16 protein-coding genes are annotated in these 19,875 nt (G+C 34.9%); 9 read left to right on the top strand and 7 right to left on the bottom strand.

Features of this window, described 5'->3' with window-relative positions; genetic code table 11:
• Positions 1 to 5: 5 nt before the first annotated feature.
• Positions 6 to 662 (bottom strand): DsbA family protein, encoded by a 657-nt coding sequence (locus ACFIM1_RS01915; RefSeq protein ID WP_375606390.1) that lies wholly within the window; start codon positions 660 to 662, stop codon positions 6 to 8.
• An 84-nt stretch (positions 663 to 746) separates the two neighbouring features.
• Positions 747 to 1,247: a DUF721 domain-containing protein gene (locus ACFIM1_RS01920; RefSeq protein ID WP_375609098.1), complete on the bottom strand. Its 501-nt coding sequence runs from the start codon at positions 1,245 to 1,247 to the stop codon at positions 747 to 749.
• Positions 1,248 to 1,447: 200 nt separating this feature from the next.
• On the opposite strand from ACFIM1_RS01920, the gene mutY reads away from it, so the two are divergent.
• Positions 1,448 to 2,506, top strand: a complete 1,059-nt coding sequence (gene mutY / locus ACFIM1_RS01925) for an A/G-specific adenine glycosylase (protein WP_375607797.1) — start codon at positions 1,448 to 1,450, stop codon at positions 2,504 to 2,506.
• Positions 2,507 to 3,251: 745 nt separating this feature from the next.
• Here the strand turns inward: mutY and ACFIM1_RS01930 are convergent.
• On the bottom strand, positions 3,252 to 4,388 hold the full coding sequence (locus tag ACFIM1_RS01930; protein WP_375609097.1) for a site-specific DNA-methyltransferase: 1,137 nt from the start codon (positions 4,386 to 4,388) through the stop codon (positions 3,252 to 3,254).
• 316 nt (positions 4,389 to 4,704) lie between these two features.
• On the opposite strand from ACFIM1_RS01930, the gene ACFIM1_RS01935 reads away from it, so the two are divergent.
• The 7 genes from ACFIM1_RS01935 (at position 4,705) to ACFIM1_RS01965 (ending at position 15,677) form a co-directional block, all read left to right on the top strand.
• On the top strand, positions 4,705 to 5,400 hold the full coding sequence (locus ACFIM1_RS01935) for an HAD family hydrolase (RefSeq protein WP_375609096.1): 696 nt from the start codon (positions 4,705 to 4,707) through the stop codon (positions 5,398 to 5,400).
• A gap of 2,124 nt (positions 5,401 to 7,524) precedes the next feature.
• Positions 7,525 to 7,881 (top strand): hypothetical protein, encoded by a 357-nt coding sequence (locus ACFIM1_RS01940; RefSeq protein WP_375609095.1) that lies wholly within the window; start codon positions 7,525 to 7,527, stop codon positions 7,879 to 7,881.
• A gap of 187 nt (positions 7,882 to 8,068) precedes the next feature.
• Positions 8,069 to 8,431, top strand: coding sequence for a hypothetical protein (locus tag ACFIM1_RS01945; RefSeq protein ID WP_375607800.1), 363 nt, complete (start codon positions 8,069 to 8,071; stop codon positions 8,429 to 8,431).
• A gap of 211 nt (positions 8,432 to 8,642) precedes the next feature.
• Complete coding sequence (locus ACFIM1_RS01950) at positions 8,643 to 9,005, top strand: hypothetical protein (RefSeq protein WP_375609159.1); 363 nt, start codon at positions 8,643 to 8,645, stop codon at positions 9,003 to 9,005.
• A gap of 626 nt (positions 9,006 to 9,631) precedes the next feature.
• Positions 9,632 to 11,029 carry a threonine synthase gene (gene thrC / locus ACFIM1_RS01955; RefSeq protein ID WP_375609094.1) on the top strand — a complete coding sequence of 466 codons (1,398 nt, stop codon included), beginning with the start codon at positions 9,632 to 9,634 and terminating at the stop codon, positions 11,027 to 11,029.
• 83 nt (positions 11,030 to 11,112) lie between these two features.
• Positions 11,113 to 12,387 carry a M16 family metallopeptidase gene (locus tag ACFIM1_RS01960; RefSeq protein ID WP_375609093.1) on the top strand — a complete coding sequence of 425 codons (1,275 nt, stop codon included), beginning with the start codon at positions 11,113 to 11,115 and terminating at the stop codon, positions 12,385 to 12,387.
• A 404-nt stretch (positions 12,388 to 12,791) separates the two neighbouring features.
• Positions 12,792 to 15,677, top strand: a complete 2,886-nt coding sequence (locus tag ACFIM1_RS01965) for an EAL domain-containing protein (protein WP_375609092.1) — start codon at positions 12,792 to 12,794, stop codon at positions 15,675 to 15,677.
• A 48-nt stretch (positions 15,678 to 15,725) separates the two neighbouring features.
• Here the strand turns inward: ACFIM1_RS01965 and ACFIM1_RS01970 are convergent, their stop codons facing one another.
• Entirely contained in the window at positions 15,726 to 16,310 is a 585-nt protein-coding gene (locus ACFIM1_RS01970; RefSeq protein ID WP_375609091.1) for a YqgE/AlgH family protein, read from the bottom strand.
• A 71-nt stretch (positions 16,311 to 16,381) separates the two neighbouring features.
• Here ACFIM1_RS01970 and ACFIM1_RS01975 point away from each other — a divergent pair, with 71 nt between their 5' ends.
• Positions 16,382 to 17,260 carry a protein-disulfide reductase DsbD domain-containing protein gene (locus ACFIM1_RS01975; RefSeq protein ID WP_375609090.1) on the top strand — a complete coding sequence of 293 codons (879 nt, stop codon included), beginning with the start codon at positions 16,382 to 16,384 and terminating at the stop codon, positions 17,258 to 17,260.
• Between the two features lie 27 nt (positions 17,261 to 17,287).
• On the opposite strand, the gene rnhA is transcribed toward ACFIM1_RS01975, so the two are convergent.
• From rnhA to ispH, 3 genes are read right to left on the bottom strand one after another with little or no spacing between them, the layout of a single operon-like run.
• Entirely contained in the window at positions 17,288 to 17,755 is a 468-nt protein-coding gene (rnhA, locus tag ACFIM1_RS01980; protein ID WP_375607806.1) for a ribonuclease HI, read from the bottom strand.
• Between the two features lie 5 nt (positions 17,756 to 17,760).
• Positions 17,761 to 18,720 (bottom strand): homoserine kinase, encoded by a 960-nt coding sequence (locus tag ACFIM1_RS01985; protein ID WP_375609089.1) that lies wholly within the window; start codon positions 18,718 to 18,720, stop codon positions 17,761 to 17,763.
• A complete protein-coding gene (gene ispH, locus ACFIM1_RS01990) occupies positions 18,720 to 19,775 on the bottom strand; it encodes a 4-hydroxy-3-methylbut-2-enyl diphosphate reductase (RefSeq protein ID WP_375609088.1) in 1,056 nt (351 codons plus the stop codon). Before ispH ends, ACFIM1_RS01985 begins: the two co-directional genes overlap by 1 nt.
• Between the last annotated feature and the right edge of the window lie 100 nt (positions 19,776 to 19,875).

A 19,875-nucleotide genomic window follows, 5' to 3' on the forward strand; every position in this document is an offset into this window, starting at 1 on the left:
AAGATTCAGTTTTTAAGAAAACTATCAATCACCGAAAAAAAGTCTTCTACTTTCATAGCACCTTCATATTTATTACCATTGATAAAGAAAGTAGGCGTTGCTGTCACACCAAGTTCTTTACCACGCTCAAAAGATGCATTCACTTCATCTAAAATGGTCTGATTTTTCAAACACGCAGTAAAACTTTCATCTGAAAAACCCGCCATTAAGCTAATTTTTTTCAATGGTGTCAGAGCATCTTTTCCCCAAACCCACTCATTTTGTTTTTGAAATAAAACTTCTATCAAAGGGAAATAGCGATCTTCTGGTGCACACCGTGCTAACATAAAACCTGCTGTTGCCCGAGGATCAAAAGCATATTCTCGGAAAATCAGTTTCACTTTTCCTGTTTTGATATATTTTTTACGAATTTGAGGAAGTATATCGTTGTAAAAATGTGCACAATGAACACATGTTAACGAAGCATACTCAACAATGATGACTGGTGCATCCGCCTCTCCCTCAAAGCGATCCTTTACTTTACTTGATTGGAGAAGCTCAGCCATATCAACTGTTGCCACTGGTTTGAGATCACGCGCTAAAGCAACTGTTACACTATTTTGTACAATCGTTATGAAGAGAAAAATTATCCCGAAAGATAAAAAAGAACGAAATTTTACCATAAATAATACTTTTCTGTTGTTATTAAACGAATGGGAATCCAATACTTTCTCATATATTAAAGAAAATATATATAAAATATCTTGCTATTTATTATTTTTTTCCGAGAAAATGCAACAGCCAAGTTTATAAAGTGATTGGCGTAAGCTTTTATCTTCAATTCCTTCAAGCATTTTCTCCACGCATTTTTTGTCTTGTTCACTCAAAGTCGGCTTTAGAGGCAAATGATTCATAAAAACCGACAGACTCCTTTGCTCAATCTTGATGCGATCAATAGCAATATAGCCAAAAAATCCATTAATTTTATGAAGAAATTCCTCTGTTTCATGCATTAATTTCAACGCCGCAAATCCTTCACATGCGACAACAAGTGTTGCTGGCTGAAAAACTTCATCTTGATCTGCACGACGTTTCCAAATAATTTTAAGCGGCATTGTATGTTCACTGATATCATGGCCCACAATTTGTGGCCAATGCTCTATAAGCTCTACATTTAGCCCTGTCCGTTTGCGCAAAACGGGATCAAGTATTTTGAATACCGTCTCAGAAAGAGAATAAAAGATACGTTTTTTTAGTTGTTTTCTCATTTTTAGATCATTGTTCAACCGTTTACTTAATTACAATAATTTGTTTTATCTAAAAATAATTGTCTCCCTAATTTATAAAATATCAACAAAATAAAAATCCACTCCTCACCAGGGTCTCGACAATAAAAGAGCAAAAAAAGAATTACAAAATAAATATTTTTTCTTTTGCATTTTACATCTCTCTATGCTTGAAAACAATCATGTATGAAATTTCTTCGCACCTCCTTTCTTGGTACGATCAAAATCATAGAAACCTCCCATGGCGGATTACCCCCGAAGAGCAAAGACAAGGTATCCGTCCTGATCCTTATCAGGTTTGGCTTTCTGAAATCATGCTGCAACAAACAACCGTTGAAACGGTTAAGCCCTATTTTAAAAAATTTCTGAAATTTTGGCCTGATCTTCCTTCTTTAGCAATAGCCTCACAAGATGATATTATGAAAGCATGGGCTGGACTTGGTTACTATTCACGCGCACGTAATCTTAAAAAATGTGCGAGACAGCTTGTTGAAAACTACGCAGGACAATTTCCACAATCTGTAAAAGAATTGCGAACTCTAGCCGGTATTGGAGAGTATACTGCCGCAGCCATTGCCGCAATTGCTTTTAACCATCCTGTGGCAGTGGTTGATGGTAATGTCGAACGTGTAATAGCGCGCCTTTTTGCTATCGCTTCAATATTACCAAAAGCAAAAGCTGAAATTAAAGAAAAAACACAAAAAATTACTGCTTTAAATCGTCCTGGCGACTTTGCTCAAGCAATGATGGATTTGGGAGCAACCATTTGTACTCCACGCAAACCATCTTGTTATATCTGCCCTCTTCAAAGTTTATGCAAAGCGGCAAAGATGCAACAACCGGAGTCTTTTCCAGTTAAAGCCCCTAAAAAAGAACGCCCTTCAAAAACAGGTAGTGCCTTTGTGGTTCTTAATAAAAACAAACAAATTTATTTGGAAAAACGACAGACGCAAAAACTCCTTGGTGGAATGACCCAAATTCCTAACAATATTGATATAAACAACAAAAATGGGCTCCAAAACGCCCCCTTTCCTGCCAATTGGCAATTCAAAGGGCAAATTACGCATGTTTTTACTCACTTTTCTCTAAAACTCGATGTCTACTATACTGAAGATATTCATGAAATGAATTGTGAAAATGGTTGGTGGTGCAACATTCAACATCTTGCCAAAGAAGCGCTCCCTACTGTTATGAAAAAAGCCATTTCCGTAGCACTTCCCAATTCTTTCAGATTTAAATAACCTTGTTTATTCGTAAACATGTTTGCTAATGGAGACTTTTGTATCCCTAATGACCATTTCTTAATCTTTACAAAGAAAAATTTAAACACGTAGAATGTCTCATTTTTTCTATCAATGAGAATTAAGAAGGAATAGAAATCTTAGATTTAAATTTCAGGATCTGTCCTTTGTTCGCTTATGAAGAAGCAAATCGGCACCATCGTTATATTTACCCACCCCCTACGACACCCTTGGCACTTGAAACGGTTCATAAGAGGTACTTTTAGTTCTTTCTTTAACAATTTTTATTCACACGCCAACCCCGCTTATGACATGCAAGTAAGTAATTTTTATTGATTCAATATGAAACAGGTTTGAAATAAAAGAGTTTGACGATATTCCGAGGGCAATTCAATATGAGTTGCGCTAAATTATCTTGATAAATCAATATATTTTACGCACTTTATAGATGCACGTACAAAAAAGCACTTAATTTTGAACTTCTGAATGAACCTTTTAATTCTGATATTTCATTTTTATAAGATTATATTGAAATTTTACTATTTTGGAACTAAAATCAGAACATAGAGTAGAAATTTCTCGTTTTAATTTTTTCTACAAGAAGCGAAAAATACTCGCTTGCCGCTTACAAGCGAGGTGAGTATTTCAATATAAAATATCTAAGAAAAGCATAAAACGCGCTTGCATCCATCCCAATCGAGATCAGGTACATTGGTGATTAATAGAATGAAGCAATCAGCTTAGTTCATAAAACACCCGTTTTTAACATTTGTGAACGTATGATCATTCTTAAATGATCTATGGACTTTAACCGTCCATTTTCCTCATAATACCAAAATGTCCAACCATTACAACTCTGCGAATCTTGAGCCTTTCTTCCCATTGCGTGAATTGAGCCCGCTTCACCACCATGCATAATCGTACCATCAGCTCTTACAATAGCAGATACTTGCTTTTTCCGATCATAAAGAACTTCTCCAGGATAAAGTAAACCTGCCTCAAGCAAACTGTTGAATGCTATGCGCGGTTCTGCTTTTTTTCTATCTAAAATCGCCAGCTCTGGTTGTCCTAAAGGTTTAACCGACGCAATCCTTTCACATGCCGCATCAATGTAATCTTGCTCGCGTTCAACCCCAACAAAATCACGCCCTAAAAGCTTGGCAACAGCACCTGTTGTTCCCGAACCAAAAAACGGATCAAGAATAACATCACCAGGTTTACTAGAAGCCATAATAATACGCGCTAATAACGCTTGCGGTTTTTGTGTTGGATGTAATTTACGCCCTGAATCATCCTTTAAACGTTCAGCTCCAGTACAGAGAGGAAAAAGCCAATCTGAACGCATTTGTAGATCTTCATTTGCCGCTTTTAAAGCATCATAATTAAATGTATACTTTTTATCTTTTTGATCTCGCACAGCCCAAATAAGTGTCTCATGAGCATTTTGAAAGCGTCGCCCTCGGAAATTAGGCATCGGATTATTTTTGCGCCAAATAATATCATTGAGCATCCAAAAACCTAAATCTTGTAATGCCGTACCAACTCGAAAAATATTATGGTAAGATCCGATAACCCAAAGGGTTCCATTAGGTTTTAACACACGACGACAAGCAAGCAACCACGCACGGGTAAAAGCATCATAAGCAGCAAAACTCTCAAACTGGTCCCATGCATCATCAACCGCATCAACAAGCGAATGATCTGGACGATATAAAGCACCATCCAATTGCAAATTATAGGGTGGATCCGCAAAAATCATATCAACGGAATGTTTTGGAAGTTTTTCTAAAACGGAAACACAATCTCCTTTAAAAATTTTATTGCGCCATGGCGTCTGGGAGGGATTACGAACGAAATCTTTTTGAAGCTGAATAACTGTCATGAAAAACCCAACAAAATGAACTGAATTTGCCCTATAATCAACCAAAATAGTTTATAGGCCCGCTTTACCAATCCATATTTACAAAATAGAGTAAACGTATCGTTAAAGTTCCGAAAAATTGATTATTATTTTTTGTTTTTTAAAGTAAAAAACTTCCATCTGAATGAATTTTTCTTTTTTCAATATACTGTTCCCCTATCTTTTATTTCGTAAAATGAATAAGAATCATTTTCAAAATATATTTTTATGAAATAAGATTCTCTCAATGTCGTTTTCATAAAAATTGTTCATCTCGTAACATGTAAAGGAATATTTTATGTCTCAAATAGATCTTATTATTTTTGATTGTGACGGAGTTCTCGTCGACTCTGAATATCTTGCAGCAAAAATTGGATCTCAATTGCTCAAACAAACAGGATATGAAATCTCACCCGAAGAATTGAGTGAACGTTTTGCAGGGCTTATCTTTCGTGATATTCTTAAACAAGTTGAACAGGAAACAGAAAAACCAATTTCTGCTCATCTCATAGATCAGATGTCAAATATTTTTCGTACACAAATAAAAACTGAATTACGTGCTCTTGATGATGTAAGAGAAGCAGTAGAACTTATTCAAACACGTCATCCCTACTGTATCTGCTCTAATGCAAAAAGCGTAGATATAAAAGAGATGCTCACTACGGTTGATCTCTATGACCTTTTTGGAGGTAAAATATTTTCAGCACCTGAAGTTGGAACAAAAAGAACGAAACCGGCCCCTGATGTCTTCCTTTTTGCCGCACAACAATTACAGGCAGAGCCCCAAAACACTATCGTTATAGAAGATTCACTTCATGGTGTACATGCCGCCAAAGCAGCAGGCATGCGTGTCATCGGCTTTACGGGAGGATCACATAGCTATCTTGGCCACTCTAATGCACTTGCAGAAGCTGGTGCAGAAACAGTTATTGCAAAACATGCTCATTTAGGAGAAGTCTTAGAAGCAATGGCAGTATGGCGAGATCTATTATAAGAAATCTCTTGAATATATCAGTTTGTAAACTCTTGTAAGAAGCACTTTTATTCAAATGTCCTTCTCTTCTCGCTGCTCCTTTTATAATAACTTCAATAAATGCGTAATTCACGACACGGGTGAATTGCATCTCAATGTGAAAGAAAAATATAGCACCTCATTGAGATCATAAGTCTGTTAACCATTGCACGTGCTTTTAAAAAAAGCAAAAAACAGGGGTGCAAACTCATAAAAATTAAGCCCTGCTTATCTATCTCAAATCCGATATCCCAGTCCCAACCACAGCAGCTCATCCTGATAAATTATGAGATTTGTCAAAAAAGGAATATCACAACTCCCTACCGATAAGATGTGAAAATCGCTATGCCTCCTTCATCTGATCAAAGAAATCACATGTCATAGTAAAATTGTATGGTATGTGCGCCTTAATCATGGAGAAACATATTAAAATTCGCAGAACCTATGGAACCAAGAGTTTGTTGAAAACAACAAAAGCACCCCTGCTGAGTTATAAGGGCTTATACTTCCTTAATCTAAATTTAGTAAACTTGTTGAACGTTTATTTATATTGCTGTTTAAACAATATTTAAACTGCATCAATAAGTCCTGCCTCTCTGAAATTACAAAAGATAAAGAAAAGACATCCTAACAAAAGGGTGTGATTGCATAGAAAAATTCCATACCACGCAATTGATAAGCAATATATTGATTTACAACAATAAACTAGCGTTATTTAAATTAAAAAAACAAATATCTTAAGAAGCTCTCATTTCAAATCTGGATATGTTGAATCAATGAAAAATAAGGAATTAAAATGCCTCTTAATGAATTATTTCAAGTGCCAAAGACTGTGTTGTAATATGAGGAACGCGCAAAATGTATGATGGTGCCATTTTCCTCCTTTATAAACGTAAAGATGGTGATGCCCTATGACTTTTATATTATAGGGGGTTATCATTATAATACTATAAAAATCATAAGGCATCATTATGAAATAGGCTTAAAATCCTTGAGAAAGTTTTTTTAAACAAGCACATAAATATGAAATAGTATTGAATGACGTAAAGAGATAGCAGCAAGCTTCAAATTTTTTTGAGAGCACTTCATAGACTTTTTTAATAGGCAATGAAACCAGACCTTTTGGAAAACAATCCAACTTTTTAAAAATACTCTTTCTAAAAAACAAAAACATCTTTTCAGGTTGGATAGAAGAAAATGTTGAAAAATATTATCCCTTGCTGGTCTTTCGGCACGCATAAATATGTCTGAATTGATATTCTTCTATACACTGTCTTGCACCGTGGTAATGCTGTTCACCTTAGTGAAAAAGATGAAAGATAATATCATTTATCTCTATCCAACTCACACTCTACTTCACACTATAAGAGAACTGTACATCTTTTAGGATCTATAACATAAAAGTAGATATAATTAAGCGAGGAGTAAGCAATAGCATTATGTTATCATGATATAATTAAAAATAACTATTGAATAAACCATCTACAGAATACATATTCTATAATAATAACTATTTATAACATTCCTATAGCGAATAAAATTTATAGAATTTTCCTTAATACATTAATTATTAAGAATATCTTCATGAACACATCACCATTTTCATATATTTTTATTACAAAATAGATAATAAAAATATAATTTATATATTTATTTCATAAAAAATTTTAATAAATTGTATTGTATCTAAATGTATTAAAATAATATCAATTATATTAATTATATTATATTATTAAGACTTATTAAAAATAATATTAATATTATTTTATAATAAGATACGATATTTAGGTATTATTTTATATAATTATATCATAATGAAATATTTAAAATATGTCTTACAATATTATAAATTATATTAATACTATATGATAATTATAAAATAACATATATCAATACATATATAAATTCTAAAAAATATTTTTTGTAATTATCAGTGTTACTTTTTTACAATAATTTTTATAAAAACTATCGCTTTATTTTTAATATGTGTTTTTAATATTGACTAAAAATACATAATGACATAAGATTATTATCTATAAAGTAAATTATGTGCACATATTGTATATTTAATTGTATATCTAAATTAAAAATATTTGAGGTAAAGTTATGGTAAAATTATTTAAAAATTATGTCTTAAGCATTTTTATAACAAGCGCTTTTTTTCTTTCACAAACCATAAATGTTAATGCAAACTATTTAAAAAAAGAGGCTCCAAAAGAAGAGTTTTCTGTTGCCCTAATGGAACAAGTAAAGAATGTGAAATCTGACGCAGTTTCTATGACTGCTTTCCATGTTCCATCTGTAAGTTATGGAACAGAAAATGGGACAACCTTTGAAGGAAAAGTTGAAAAGGTTATTGAACCCATGACTGTAGGAGTGGGACTATTGTTCGCTGGATATACAATAAGTTTTATAGGATCGATAATAAGTTGGATAAGGGATATAGTACTGATGTTCAAGTAATTCAATCTATTGTATAAATATAGAATATATAGCTTCATTATGTTGTTATTAATTATTATAAATTTATTACATAATGAATCTTATATTTTTATTACTATAAATATAAATGCTGTAAATTACATCAAAAAATCCAAAATATAATTTTACACATATATATTGAATAGTATAAAGTATTTGAGGTAAATGAATGATTAAATTTTTTAAAAATTATATGTTAAGTATTTTTATAATATCTGCTTTTTACATTTCACAGACTGTAAGTGTACATGCCAACTATTTGCAAAACAATATTCATCGTGAGAATAGTTTTATTTCTGTAACAGAACAGAACAGAAAGGATGCAATCAGTACGGTTTCTTTCTATACACAAAATCTAAATCGTGGTATGAAAAATGAAATTACCATCGAAGGAAAATTTGAAAAAGTCGTTGAACCTCTTACACTCGGGACTTTTGGTATTGGGATGGCTCTTGGTTATGCATCAAGTACGGTAGGTATGTTTTTAGGATGGATAATCAGCAAAATAATATCCTATTTTAAATCTCGTTAAAATTGAAATTTTATAAGCATAAGATCTTCTCATATAAAATATAAACTATAGATACATTCTGTTTTTATCTATTATTAATGATAAAAAACTAATGAATTATCACATTAAGCATGAAGAAATCTTTAAATACTTCTGTTTCTTTCAATGGGCACTAATTCTGTCAATGTATCAATTTATCCTAAAACACCAGTAAAAGTATTGGAGGTAAATGATGATTAAAGTATTGAAAAATTACGTATTAAATATTTTTATAGCGGTCGCTTTTTTGCTTTCACAAGTTATAAATGTTCATGCCAATCATTTGAAAAATGATGCTCCATGGGAAGCTATTTCTTTCATGGAACAAGGGGAGACAAAAATGATCAATATAGCTGCTCTTTATGTACCGAGTTTCACTCATAAAACAAAAAGTGAATCTGCCATTGGGGGAAAATATGAAAAAGTATTTGAACCCATTACTCTAGGAGTTTTTTCTACAATAGGAGCTTTGGGATTTGGATTTTTGACCGGATCTGTTATGTCCATATTTAGTGCGATAATCGGATGGGCAATAGGAAAAATTAAAGGCAAATAATTCAAAGCTGCTCAGTTATTTGTTCTATTTTTAATAAGGGTATTTTACAGCCTGCTTCACATCATTTGGCAGGCTGTTTTTATGCTTTCTATGGATAAACTTTAGGTTCCCATATGTATAGCACAAATATAATATCTATTAGTATACAAAATGATCAATTAAACTCAACAAAGATTATTTAAAATATACATTTATGCACGAAATGTCATAAATTTACCTTATAAATCCTCCAGTATGAATCTGGGGATGTATCAGCTCAACATTCATTTTAGAAGATTTATTTTTCATAAAGTATAAAAGCATAAAATAACTATGAACAATTGAATTTTACAAAAAAGTTATTCAATAAATACTATTCTATATATTTGATTTCATTATTGAGGAAGGTACATAAGTGAAAACACGCTGTAAAATTTATAATAGAAAGAAATTTTTCGATTATAACAGATTTTCTGTGAAAATGTGGCGTTTATATCTCAAAAATAAAAATGCTTAAAACTATTTCTTTTCATTATTGAGTTAAAAAGAAGAAAATAAACTTCTATCCATTTAATAATTTAAATATTATGAAAAACGTGAAATGAATGACTGCATCAATTTGCCAGAAATAAAAAAGGATAAGACTTATGAAATATATCAGCACGAGAGGTGAATCTCCTGCTTTAAGCTTTACGGAAACTATCATGACAGGGTTGGCGAGTGATGGTGGACTTTATCTTCCAGATAAATTTCCGCAATTATCATTTGATGCGTTACGAACACTTCGTGGACAATCCTATACAGCAATTGCTAAAACTATTCTTTGGCCCTTTGTGAATAACGAAATCGAGTATACAGCCTTTGAAAATATAATCGCTGAATCTTATGCAACCTTTCACCATCCAGCAATCTGTCCATTACGACAAACTAAAGCAGATGAATTTATCCTTGAACTCTTTCACGGACCTACTTTAGCTTTTAAAGATGTCGCAATGCAGTTTCTTTCTCGGCTTATGGATTATATTTTGACTAAAAAAAATAGACGTGCAACGATTGTTGCTGCAACATCGGGTGATACAGGGGGGGCTGCAATACAAGCTTTTGCTGGAAAAGAACACTCAGATATTTTTATTTTATTTCCTAAAGGACGAGTCTCACCTGTTCAACAACGGCAAATGACAACCAATCAATGTTCCAATGTTCATGCTATTGCCATTGAAGGAAATTTTGATGATTGCCAAGCTCTTGTTAAAGCAATGTTTAATGATCATAATTTTCGTAAAAAAACAGCGCTTTCAGGTGTTAATTCTATAAATTGGGCGCGTATCATGGCGCAAATTGTTTACTATTTTTCATCCGCTCTTTCCTTAGGTGCACCTGATAGAGCTGTTTCCTTTACTGTTCCTACCGGAAATTTCGGTGATATTTTTGCAGGTTATGTCGCTGCTCGTATGGGATTACCCATTGCTCAACTGATCATTGCAACGAACGATAATGACATCCTTGCACGTACATTGACCAGCGGTACTTACGAAACACAACCAATCGTCCATACAACATCACCTTCTATGGATATTCAAATCTCATCTAATTTTGAACGTTTACTCTTTGAAAGTAGCAATCGTGATCCAATGTGGATTCGCAATGCAATGGAAAATTTGAAAAAAATGGGGGTCTTTTCTCTTGATGAAAAACATCTCAAAAATATTCGTTCCCTATTTTCCGCTGGGACAAGCAACATGGATGAAACAGCACAAACAATTGATAGTGTCTATAAGGAAAGTGGCTATCTTATTGATCCACATACAGCTGTCGCCCTTAAAGTAGCGCGTGAAAACAAAAAACAGCATATTCCAATGATCGTCCTTGCCACGGCTCATCCCGCTAAATTTCCTGATACTCTCAAAAGTGCTTGTGGACTTCATGCCCCATGGCCCCCCCATCTCAATGATGTAATGGAACGCGAAGAACACTTTATAAGTCTTGCTAATGATGAAAAAATAGTAAAAAATTATATTTCTTTAAAATCGCATGCATCTTATTAAAGTTAGCAGCATTAATTTAAATCAAGAATATTCTAATGCCCTTAACAATGAGGTATTTAGCTTTTTAATGGAGTTGTAAATACATGGATGTAGATATCTGTCGCCTAAATAATGGTTTGACTATAGCCACACATACAATGCAACAAATTGATAGTGTTGCCCTCGGAATATGGGTTAAAGTGGGCTCACGCAATGAAACCTCCACACAGCATGGTATTGCCCATCTACTTGAGCATATGGCTTTTAAAGGAACCGAAAATCGTAGCGCTTTTCAAATTGCAACCGATATTGAAGATGTTGGCGGTGAAATCAATGCTACAACCAGTATTGAAACAACAGCTTACTTTGCACGTGTACTTAAAAGCGATATCCCACTTGCTATAGACATTTTAGCCGATATTTTAATGCATTCAAAATTTGACGACAATGAACTAGAACGAGAAAAACAAGTAATCTTTCAGGAAATTGGTGCTGCCCATGACACTCCTGATGATATTGTTTTTGATCACTTTACAGAAACAGCCTTTCGTCATCAATCCCTTGGACGCTCTATTTTAGGAACCGCTAAAACTATTCAATCATTTACATCTACTGATCTCCATGATTTCATCAATAAACAATATAGTGCAGATCGTATGATTGTCGTTGCTGCAGGAGCTGTAAAGCACGAAAGTTTCTTGCGAGAAGTTGAAAGTCGTCTTGGTACTTTTCGCTCCCATTCAACCGCACCTCTTACTAATCTTGCAAATTATGTCGGTGGCGACTTTCGTGAATATCGCGATTTAATGGATACACAAGTTGTTCTAGGGTTTGAAGGGCGTGCTTATCACGCGCGTGATTTTTATGCGGCCCAAATTCTTTCAATCATTCTTGGTGGTGGTATGTCTTCACGTCTTTTTCAAGAGGTAAGAGAGAAACGTGGATTATGCTATTCTATTTATGCTTTTCATTGGGGATTTTCAGATACTGGGCTTTTTGGTGTTCACGCAGCTACCGGACAAGAAGGGCTCAAAGAACTTATTCCTGTGATTCTTGATGAACTTTCCAAGGTCAGCAAAAATATTCACGCCAACGAACTGCAACGAGCACAAACGCAATATCGTGCAAATCTGACAATGTCACAGGAAAATCCCTCTAGTCAAGCACATCTCATTGCTCGCCAAATACTCCTTTATGGTCGACCAATTCCAATATCGGAAACAATTGAACGCCTCAATCTCATCACTCCTACAAGATTAACTGATTTAGCGCATCGTCTTTTTACAAATTCGACTCCAACACTAACCGCTGTAGGACCTGTAGGACCCCTCATGAATTTTGATGATTTAACGTCAACTCTTTCATACAAGCTAAAATAAAAAACTACTTTATCAAAGCAGCATTACAATAACATAAACATATTTTATCATAAAATTTACCACAAAAGCCCTCTTCATTAAATAAGTTTTGGAAATAGTGGGCAAAAAGGTGTACAAAACTACCCAATTCATACTTCATGTGATAAAGATTCTAATCAGTAAAGATATATCCGTGAAATCTAGAAATTCATGGTTTAGCTTTGTTTTTTTAAAATATAAAACTCCATTCGCTTCAAGTTCCATTGAAGAAAGTGGATATGTGGTTTATTTATATATAAAATCATATAACTTAAGAAAAAGTGATAACAATCTATTATGTAGATAAATTATAAAAGGTGGGCGGTGTTTTTTCTCAAAAATCTAAATGAAAACTAAACATCCTAAAATATTGAGAGTGGGATATTGTGAAGAGTTTGCGTAAAATAATTGACATCATTTTCATTGTAGTCGTTAGTTCTTTTGTCCATCTTACATCAGCACAAGCAATTGAACCAGTTAAAATTTCTTCTCAGGATGCTGCTCTTGATCTCTCAAAAGCAATTGAAATTCACCATACAAATAACTCTATCTTTCAAACAAGTACAGCGCCAGGACCAGATGGTATTGTGTGGCGTATTGAAGTGCAGGCAAAAAGTGAAAATTTTTCCGGAAATTGGGCCGTTTTTTCTCTTGCAAATCCAACAGATGAACAAGTTGATCGTCTCATCGTTGCTCCCCATTACCGTATGGCGCGTTCTGGATTTTTTTGGCCAGACCTTGGGTCAACAAGAATTCAATCCATAACACCAAGTGAAGGTTTTTCTCTCGATCGTCAACCGAGTGCAAACTCTGATATCTTTCGTATTACCCTTAATCCTGGTGCTGTTGTTACATTTGTAGCCGAACTTAACTCTGCAAATCTACCGCAAATCTATTTATGGCAACCTGAAGCTTATAAAGATGCAATTAATTCTTATACACTTTATCATGGTATTCTTCTTGGTATATCAGGTCTCTTAGCGCTTTTGTTAACGGTTCTCTTCGTCGTCCGTGGGACAGGACTATTTCCTGCAACAGCGGCTGTCGCTTGGGCGGTGCTTTTTTATATTGGTATTGACTTCAACTTTTTAAATAAATTCTTTGCAGTTACACTTACAACACAGCCAATCTGGCGTGCTGGTACAGAAGTAGCACTTGCCGCTACACTCTTCATTTTTCTTTTTACCTACCTCAGCCTTAATCGCTGGCATTATCATTTTAGTTATGGTGCTATCGCTTGGACCATTGCCCTTTGCAGTCTAGGAGCCTTTGCTATTTATGATCCAATCAGAGCCGCTGGAATTGCGCGTTTGTCTTTTGGTCTTACCGCTGTGCTTGGTATAATATTAATCATCTATTTCTCAATCAGAAGCTATGACCGCGCCATTATGCTGATTCCAACATGGTTGCTCATTAGCTTTTGGTGTGTTGGAGCCTATGCCTGCATAGCTGGACATTTAAACAATGATATTATTCAGCCAGCATTAGCGGGGGGATTAGTGCTCATTGTTCTTCTCATTAGCTTTACTGTCCTGCAACAAACTTTTTCTAATGACGCTTTCCATGAAGGAATATTTTCCGACCTTGAACAACAAGTACTCGCAGCAAAGGGAGCTGGAAATATTATTTGGGATTGGAATATTGAGCGTGACCGTATTGTTGTACATCCAAACATGGCAACCCTTTTTGGTACTGAAATTCATAACCTCAATGGACCTATGCGCAACTGGATTTCAGCCTTGCACCATGATGATCGTGAACGCTTTCAAGCCGTATTGGATATCATTCTTAAAAATAAAAAAGGACGCATTGATCAAATTTTTCGGCTTTCTTCTGGGGGGGGATATTATCATTGGTTTTCTCTTCGTGCACGTCCGGCTATGAAAAAAGATGGAAAAATCACCCGTGTCATTGGAACCATTGTCAATATTACTAACCATAAAAAATCCGAAGAACGCTTATTGCATGATGCAATCCACGACAGCTTAACCGGACTTCCTAACCAACAAATTTTCTTTGATAGACTACAAAATTATACCTCTTTAGCGAAAGCAAATATCAAAATTAGACCAACCGTCTTTATGATTGATTTTGATAATTTTCGCCAAATTAATCGCAAATTAGGTATCGCTGTTGGGGATACTGTACTTCTTATAATTGCACGTCGTTTAAATCGTCTCATTAATTTTCAAGATACCTTATCGCGCCTTTCTGCAGACCGCTTTGCAATTATTTTACTCAGTGAAACAGAACCACAAAAAATTGCAGCATTTGCAGATCATTTGCACAAAACAATTTCAGCACCTATTTCACTTTCAGAAAATAAAATAATCCTTTCAACCTCTATCGGATTGGTTACATGGAGTGAAAGTCGATCAACTGCTAAAGATATTTTTAATGATAGTGAATTAGCAATGATTCGCGCAAAACAAATGGGTGGAAATCATATTGAACCTTTTCGTCCTAATTTTCGCACTCTGGGTCTCGAACATAATACTCTGGAGAAAGATGTTCATTATGCAATAAAACGTAATGAGATGAAAATCCTCTACCATCCTATTCTTAATTTATCAGACGGACATATTATTGGTTTTGAAACAATTGTAGAATGGCATCATCCCACTTATGGAAATTTAAATGTCTCTGATTTCATAAAAATCGTAGAAAATGAACAAATTGTTATGGATTTGTCACAATTTATCATTGATAATGCCATTATCGATCTTATAAATGTACAAGAAAAGTTTTCCCAACAATCTTTCTTTATTTCAATTAATTTACCAAGCGCAGAAATGATTCATCCTCGTTTTATCAGTCAATTGCGTGCCGCTTTGCTTCGGCATCCGCCCCACAAAGGACGCTTAATGATTGAAATATCTGAATTTGTCTTAAGAAATAATCCTGAACAATCAGCGCACTTTCTTGAACAAATTAAAACACTTGGAATGAATCTCGCACTCGATAATTTTGGAACAGGTTATTCGTCTCTGACCTATCTTGTACGTTATCCATTTGATATGGTTAAACTTGATCGCTCACTTATCTCAATCGACTCTCTCAAGAAGAAACTTGTTCTCAAGTCTATCATTAATATGGCAACAGATCTTAACTTGCAAATTATTGCAGAAGGTGTAGAAAGTGAAAAAGAAGCAATCTTCCTCCGTCAAGAAGGCTGTAAATATGTTCAAAGCACACTTGTCACGAAACCAATTACCATAGAAGAATTAATCACTCTCGTTCAGAGCTATTTCCCTTATAAAATAAAAACATAAGGAATAGAATAACGTGTAAAGTTAAAAAACTCAGAAAATAACAAAACTCTATGCATGTCCCATTTCAGAAGCAAGATAGGTTGGATTGATCCCCATGCGCGTTAAGCTTTCGTCATACTTGCGACTTAAATCACTTTCAAAAAGAAAACTAGGTGATGTAGAACTGATTAGCCAACCATTCGTAGAAATTTCAGCCTCAAGTTGTCCTGCTTTCCATCCAGCATAGCCTAATGCTACTAGTGCATGCTGCGGACCTTGTTCACAGCTAATCGCTTTTAATATATCAATTGTCGCAGTAAAACAGACCTTCTCTGCAATAAAAACAGTTTCTTCACAAGCATAATCATCTGAATGAAGGACAAAACCACGTGAAGGATCAACAGGACCACCATAGCGAACTGGAAAATTTTTTATCGGTTCAGAAAGACATTTTTTTTTGCCACTGTCTATTACTCCTAAGTGAAGCAAAAGCTCTGGAAAATCAATATGGTGTAATTGATTGAGAATAATGCCCATCGCACCAGCATCAGAATGCGCGCAAATATAAATAACAGAACGAATAAAGCGTTTGTCATTCATTCCAGGCATTGCTATGAGTAATTGACCACCCAAAAAGCCATTACACTGCTTCATTAATCTGTTATTCTCCATAATTTACATGATAAAAGTTTGTTCATTTAGTACACTAGGAAAATAAAACTCCAATGAAAAAAAGTCACATATTTACAAATTTACAAAATATCGCAACTTTCTTTTATAAAAATCTTTTAGTTACTTTATGCTTAACATTCTTAGTTTTAAAATTACTTAACATTCCTGTAAATGCTCAAACAGAACAAAAACTCCAGCTTTTCGCAACATCTTGGTATGAATCAGAGGGTGGTCGTATCCGATTAGCAATCACTGAACCTTCTCTTTCTGGAATAAGAGAAGGTATTATTGAAATTGTGCTTAAACCAGGATGGAAAACTTACTGGCGTAATCCAGGTAATTCTGGCATGGCACCATTTTTTAATTTCAATCAACACGTTTCTTATGAAATCTTTTATCCGACGCCACAGCTTTTTGAAACAGAAAATGATTGGTCATTAGGCTATAAAGATAAAGTGACATTGCCCTTCAATCTTTCTAGTTCAAGCAAAAATTTAAGTGGGGCTTTCACTCTCGGACTATGTAATAAAATCTGTCTTCCATTGACTATTAACTTTGATTTTTCGCCATCTGTTCTTAAAAACAAACATCTTCCCCTTTCCTTCTTAAAAAATGCCCAAGATTCTTTGCCTCGCATGATGCAGAATACACTCAAAATAAGCGCCGAAAAAAATAACAATACTCTTCTTCTAAAAATAAAAAATAACGACAAAACAACTCCTTCCTCTCTCTTTTTAGATGGAGGAGAAATGCAAATTGGAGCAGCAAAAAAAGTCAGTGATAACGCGAAATATACGCTCTTTAGTGCTCCGATCTATTTCGTACCAGAAGAAATAAACCAAAAAATTTTTTACACTGTTTCTTTTAAAGATCACGCCTTAAGTGGAACATTCATATTTCATACGCAGCCCCCCTCTCTTACAACTCCGTGATAAAAGAGAAAGGCTCTCAAACAGCAATTATGCTGGAAAATGTCCATTGTTGCGATATTGCGTAATTGCTTTGCGAGCAAGTGCATCAGCGCGTTCATTTTCTGGATGTCCCGCATGCCCTTTTACCCAGTGCCACCTGACTGTATGACAAGAACAAACATCCTCAAGAGCTTGCCATAGCTCCATATTTTTAACAGGATTTTTTGATGCGGTGCGCCAATTATTCTTTTTCCAATCCTCAATCCACTTAGATATCCCATTACGCACATAAACTGAGTCTGTATAAAGGTCGACCAAACAGGGCTCTTTAAGCGCCTTTAATGCACAAATTGCCGCCATGAGTTCCATTTGATTGTTTGTCGTATGGACCTTACCGCCATAAAGCTCGCGTTCATGACCATTCCAGCGTAAAATTGCCCCCCACCCTCCAATTCCAGGATTCCCTGAGCAAGCACCATCTGTATAAATTTCAACGACTTTTTGTTGAGTTGCCATAAAATTTAAAAACCTAATTCACTTAGCGAATTTACATTACTGAAAAAACAAAGCTTGTGCCAATATTCCCATGGATCTTTCTTAATAACAAAGCTATGAGGCGGTGTATTAAACCAATCATAAAGGCGTGTGAGTAAGAAACGTAGAGATGCACCACGAGCTAATAAAACCATCTTGTCCAATTCTAAAGGGATCAATGGTCTTATTTTTTGATAATTTTCCAATAACTTACGTGCTTTGGTAAGATTATAGGAATGATCAGGCTCAAAGCACCAAGCATTTAAACAGATCGCTAAATCATAAGCAAAAAAGTCATTACAAGCAAAATAGAAATCTATCATCCCAGAAAGACGATGATTCACAAAAAAGACGTTATCATTAAATAAATCCGCATGAATAATGCCTGTTGGTAAATTTAATGGCCAGTTTTCTTGTAAAAAAACCAATTCCCACTCAATTTTTTGTCCAAATTCTTTTAATAATGCATCTTCTTTTGTTTGACAACGTTGCCACAATAGCTGCCAATCCATAACAGAAAGAGTATTTTTACGACTGAGTGTAAAATCCTGTCCTGCTAAATGCAATTGTGCTAATCCCGTCCCCACTTCACCACAATGATCTATATTGGGCTGGCGGATCCACTCTCCTTCCAGAAAAGTAATAATAGCAGCAGGACGACCTGCTAGTTCACTGATCATCATGCCATCATTTTGAATAACAGGTTGAGGACAAGGAATTCCACGCTGTCCTAAATGCTGCATTAAGCTACAAAAAAAAGGTAAATCATCTTTTGAAATACGCTTTTCATAAAGTGTTAGAATAAATCGTCCTTGTGTTGTCTCTAACATAAAATTAGAATTTTCAATCCCCTCCTCTATACCTTGATAAGACAAAAGCGACCCTATTGCGTAACCTGTTAAAAACGCTTTTAAATCATTTGGATGAATATCTGTATAAACGGCCATTATTCTGCTTTCATTTTAGACATGTCTGTATCTTGATGTTCATTTTTTGTACTATTTTCTTGACCATTAACAAAAGCCATATCTTGAGAGGTTAAAATGACATCACGTAATTCGCGACTCACTAAAAACTTTTCCGTTTCTACCACTGTTTCAGCCAATTCTATTGTGACATCATAACGCTCACGAAATGCTGAAATAATTTCATCAATAATAATTTCAGGAGCGGAAGCCCCTGCTGAAAGACTGACAACAGAAAGAGCTTTTAGGTTTTCAAAATTAATTTCATCAGCGCGCTGAACTAAAATAGCTTGTCGCGCACCAGACTTTTCAGCAACCTCGACTAAACGTCGCGAATTAGAAGAATTTGGTGCTCCAACAATCAAAAACAAATCACTCCCTTTTGCCGCGGCTTTAACCGCATCTTGTCGATTCGTTGTCGCATAGCAAATTGACTCAGCCGCTGGGGCTGCTAATGTAGGAAAACGTTGTTGTAATATATCGATAATTCCTGCAGTATCTTCAACAGAAAGCGTTGTTTGTGTCACAAATCCTAATTTATCTGGATCCCTTGGTTGATAATGCAAAGCATCTTCTATCGTTTCAATGAGCGTCACAGCCCCTTCTTCAAGCTGTCCCATCGTTCCTATCACCTCAGGATGACCAGCATGACCAATCAATATAACATGACGACCGTGACGTTGATGCCGTATCGCTTGTTTGTGAACTTTCGAGACCAACGGACATGTTGCATCAAGATAAAACAAATTATAGCGTTTTGCTTCTTTTGATACAGATTTTGGTACACCATGGGCAGAAAAAACAACCGGTTGAGTGCGATATTCTTCTGGAATCTCATCAAGTTCTTCAACAAAAACAGCGCCCCGTTGCTGCAATCCCTCAACCACATAGCGGTTATGTACAATTTCATGACGAACATACACTGGAACACCATACTTTTTTAATGCAAGAAGAACAATCTGGATAGCACGATCAACCCCTGCACAAAATCCACGTGGACCACAAAGACGTATCGTTAAAGGAGGAAGTCCAGACATAAATCATCCTTAATCTCTATAGCTTTAGTATCATAATCAAACAACTTATCCTTATGCACGAATAATCAATGCAAAAAAACGTGCAATACCATCTTTTACA

Source organism: Bartonella sp. AC158YNML, assembly GCF_042196725.1.
GTDB lineage: Bacteria > Pseudomonadota > Alphaproteobacteria > Rhizobiales > Rhizobiaceae > Bartonella.

What these genes read in the sequence shown, in the direction of transcription:
- ACFIM1_RS01950 (WP_375609159.1), top strand. Translation starts at nt 8,643, where the DNA reads ATGATTAAAGTATTGAAAAATTACGTATTAAATATTTTTATAGCGGTC.
- mutY (WP_375607797.1), top strand. Translation starts at nt 1,448, where the DNA reads ATGTATGAAATTTCTTCGCACCTCCTTTCTTGGTACGATCAAAATCAT.
- ACFIM1_RS01930 (WP_375609097.1), bottom strand. Translation starts at nt 4,388, where the DNA reads ATGACAGTTATTCAGCTTCAAAAAGATTTCGTTCGTAATCCCTCCCAG.
- ACFIM1_RS01945 (WP_375607800.1), top strand. Translation starts at nt 8,069, where the DNA reads ATGATTAAATTTTTTAAAAATTATATGTTAAGTATTTTTATAATATCT.
- thrC (WP_375609094.1), top strand. Translation starts at nt 9,632, where the DNA reads ATGAAATATATCAGCACGAGAGGTGAATCTCCTGCTTTAAGCTTTACG.
- ACFIM1_RS01940 (WP_375609095.1), top strand. Translation starts at nt 7,525, where the DNA reads ATGGTAAAATTATTTAAAAATTATGTCTTAAGCATTTTTATAACAAGC.
- ACFIM1_RS01915 (WP_375606390.1), bottom strand. Translation starts at nt 662, where the DNA reads ATGGTAAAATTTCGTTCTTTTTTATCTTTCGGGATAATTTTTCTCTTC.
- ispH (WP_375609088.1), bottom strand. Translation starts at nt 19,775, where the DNA reads ATGTCTGGACTTCCTCCTTTAACGATACGTCTTTGTGGTCCACGTGGA.
- ACFIM1_RS01970 (WP_375609091.1), bottom strand. Translation starts at nt 16,310, where the DNA reads ATGAAGCAGTGTAATGGCTTTTTGGGTGGTCAATTACTCATAGCAATG.
- ACFIM1_RS01960 (WP_375609093.1), top strand. Translation starts at nt 11,113, where the DNA reads ATGGATGTAGATATCTGTCGCCTAAATAATGGTTTGACTATAGCCACA.
- ACFIM1_RS01920 (WP_375609098.1), bottom strand. Translation starts at nt 1,247, where the DNA reads ATGAGAAAACAACTAAAAAAACGTATCTTTTATTCTCTTTCTGAGACG.
- ACFIM1_RS01935 (WP_375609096.1), top strand. Translation starts at nt 4,705, where the DNA reads ATGTCTCAAATAGATCTTATTATTTTTGATTGTGACGGAGTTCTCGTC.
- ACFIM1_RS01975 (WP_375609090.1), top strand. Translation starts at nt 16,382, where the DNA reads ATGAAAAAAAGTCACATATTTACAAATTTACAAAATATCGCAACTTTC.
- rnhA (WP_375607806.1), bottom strand. Translation starts at nt 17,755, where the DNA reads ATGGCAACTCAACAAAAAGTCGTTGAAATTTATACAGATGGTGCTTGC.
- ACFIM1_RS01985 (WP_375609089.1), bottom strand. Translation starts at nt 18,720, where the DNA reads ATGGCCGTTTATACAGATATTCATCCAAATGATTTAAAAGCGTTTTTA.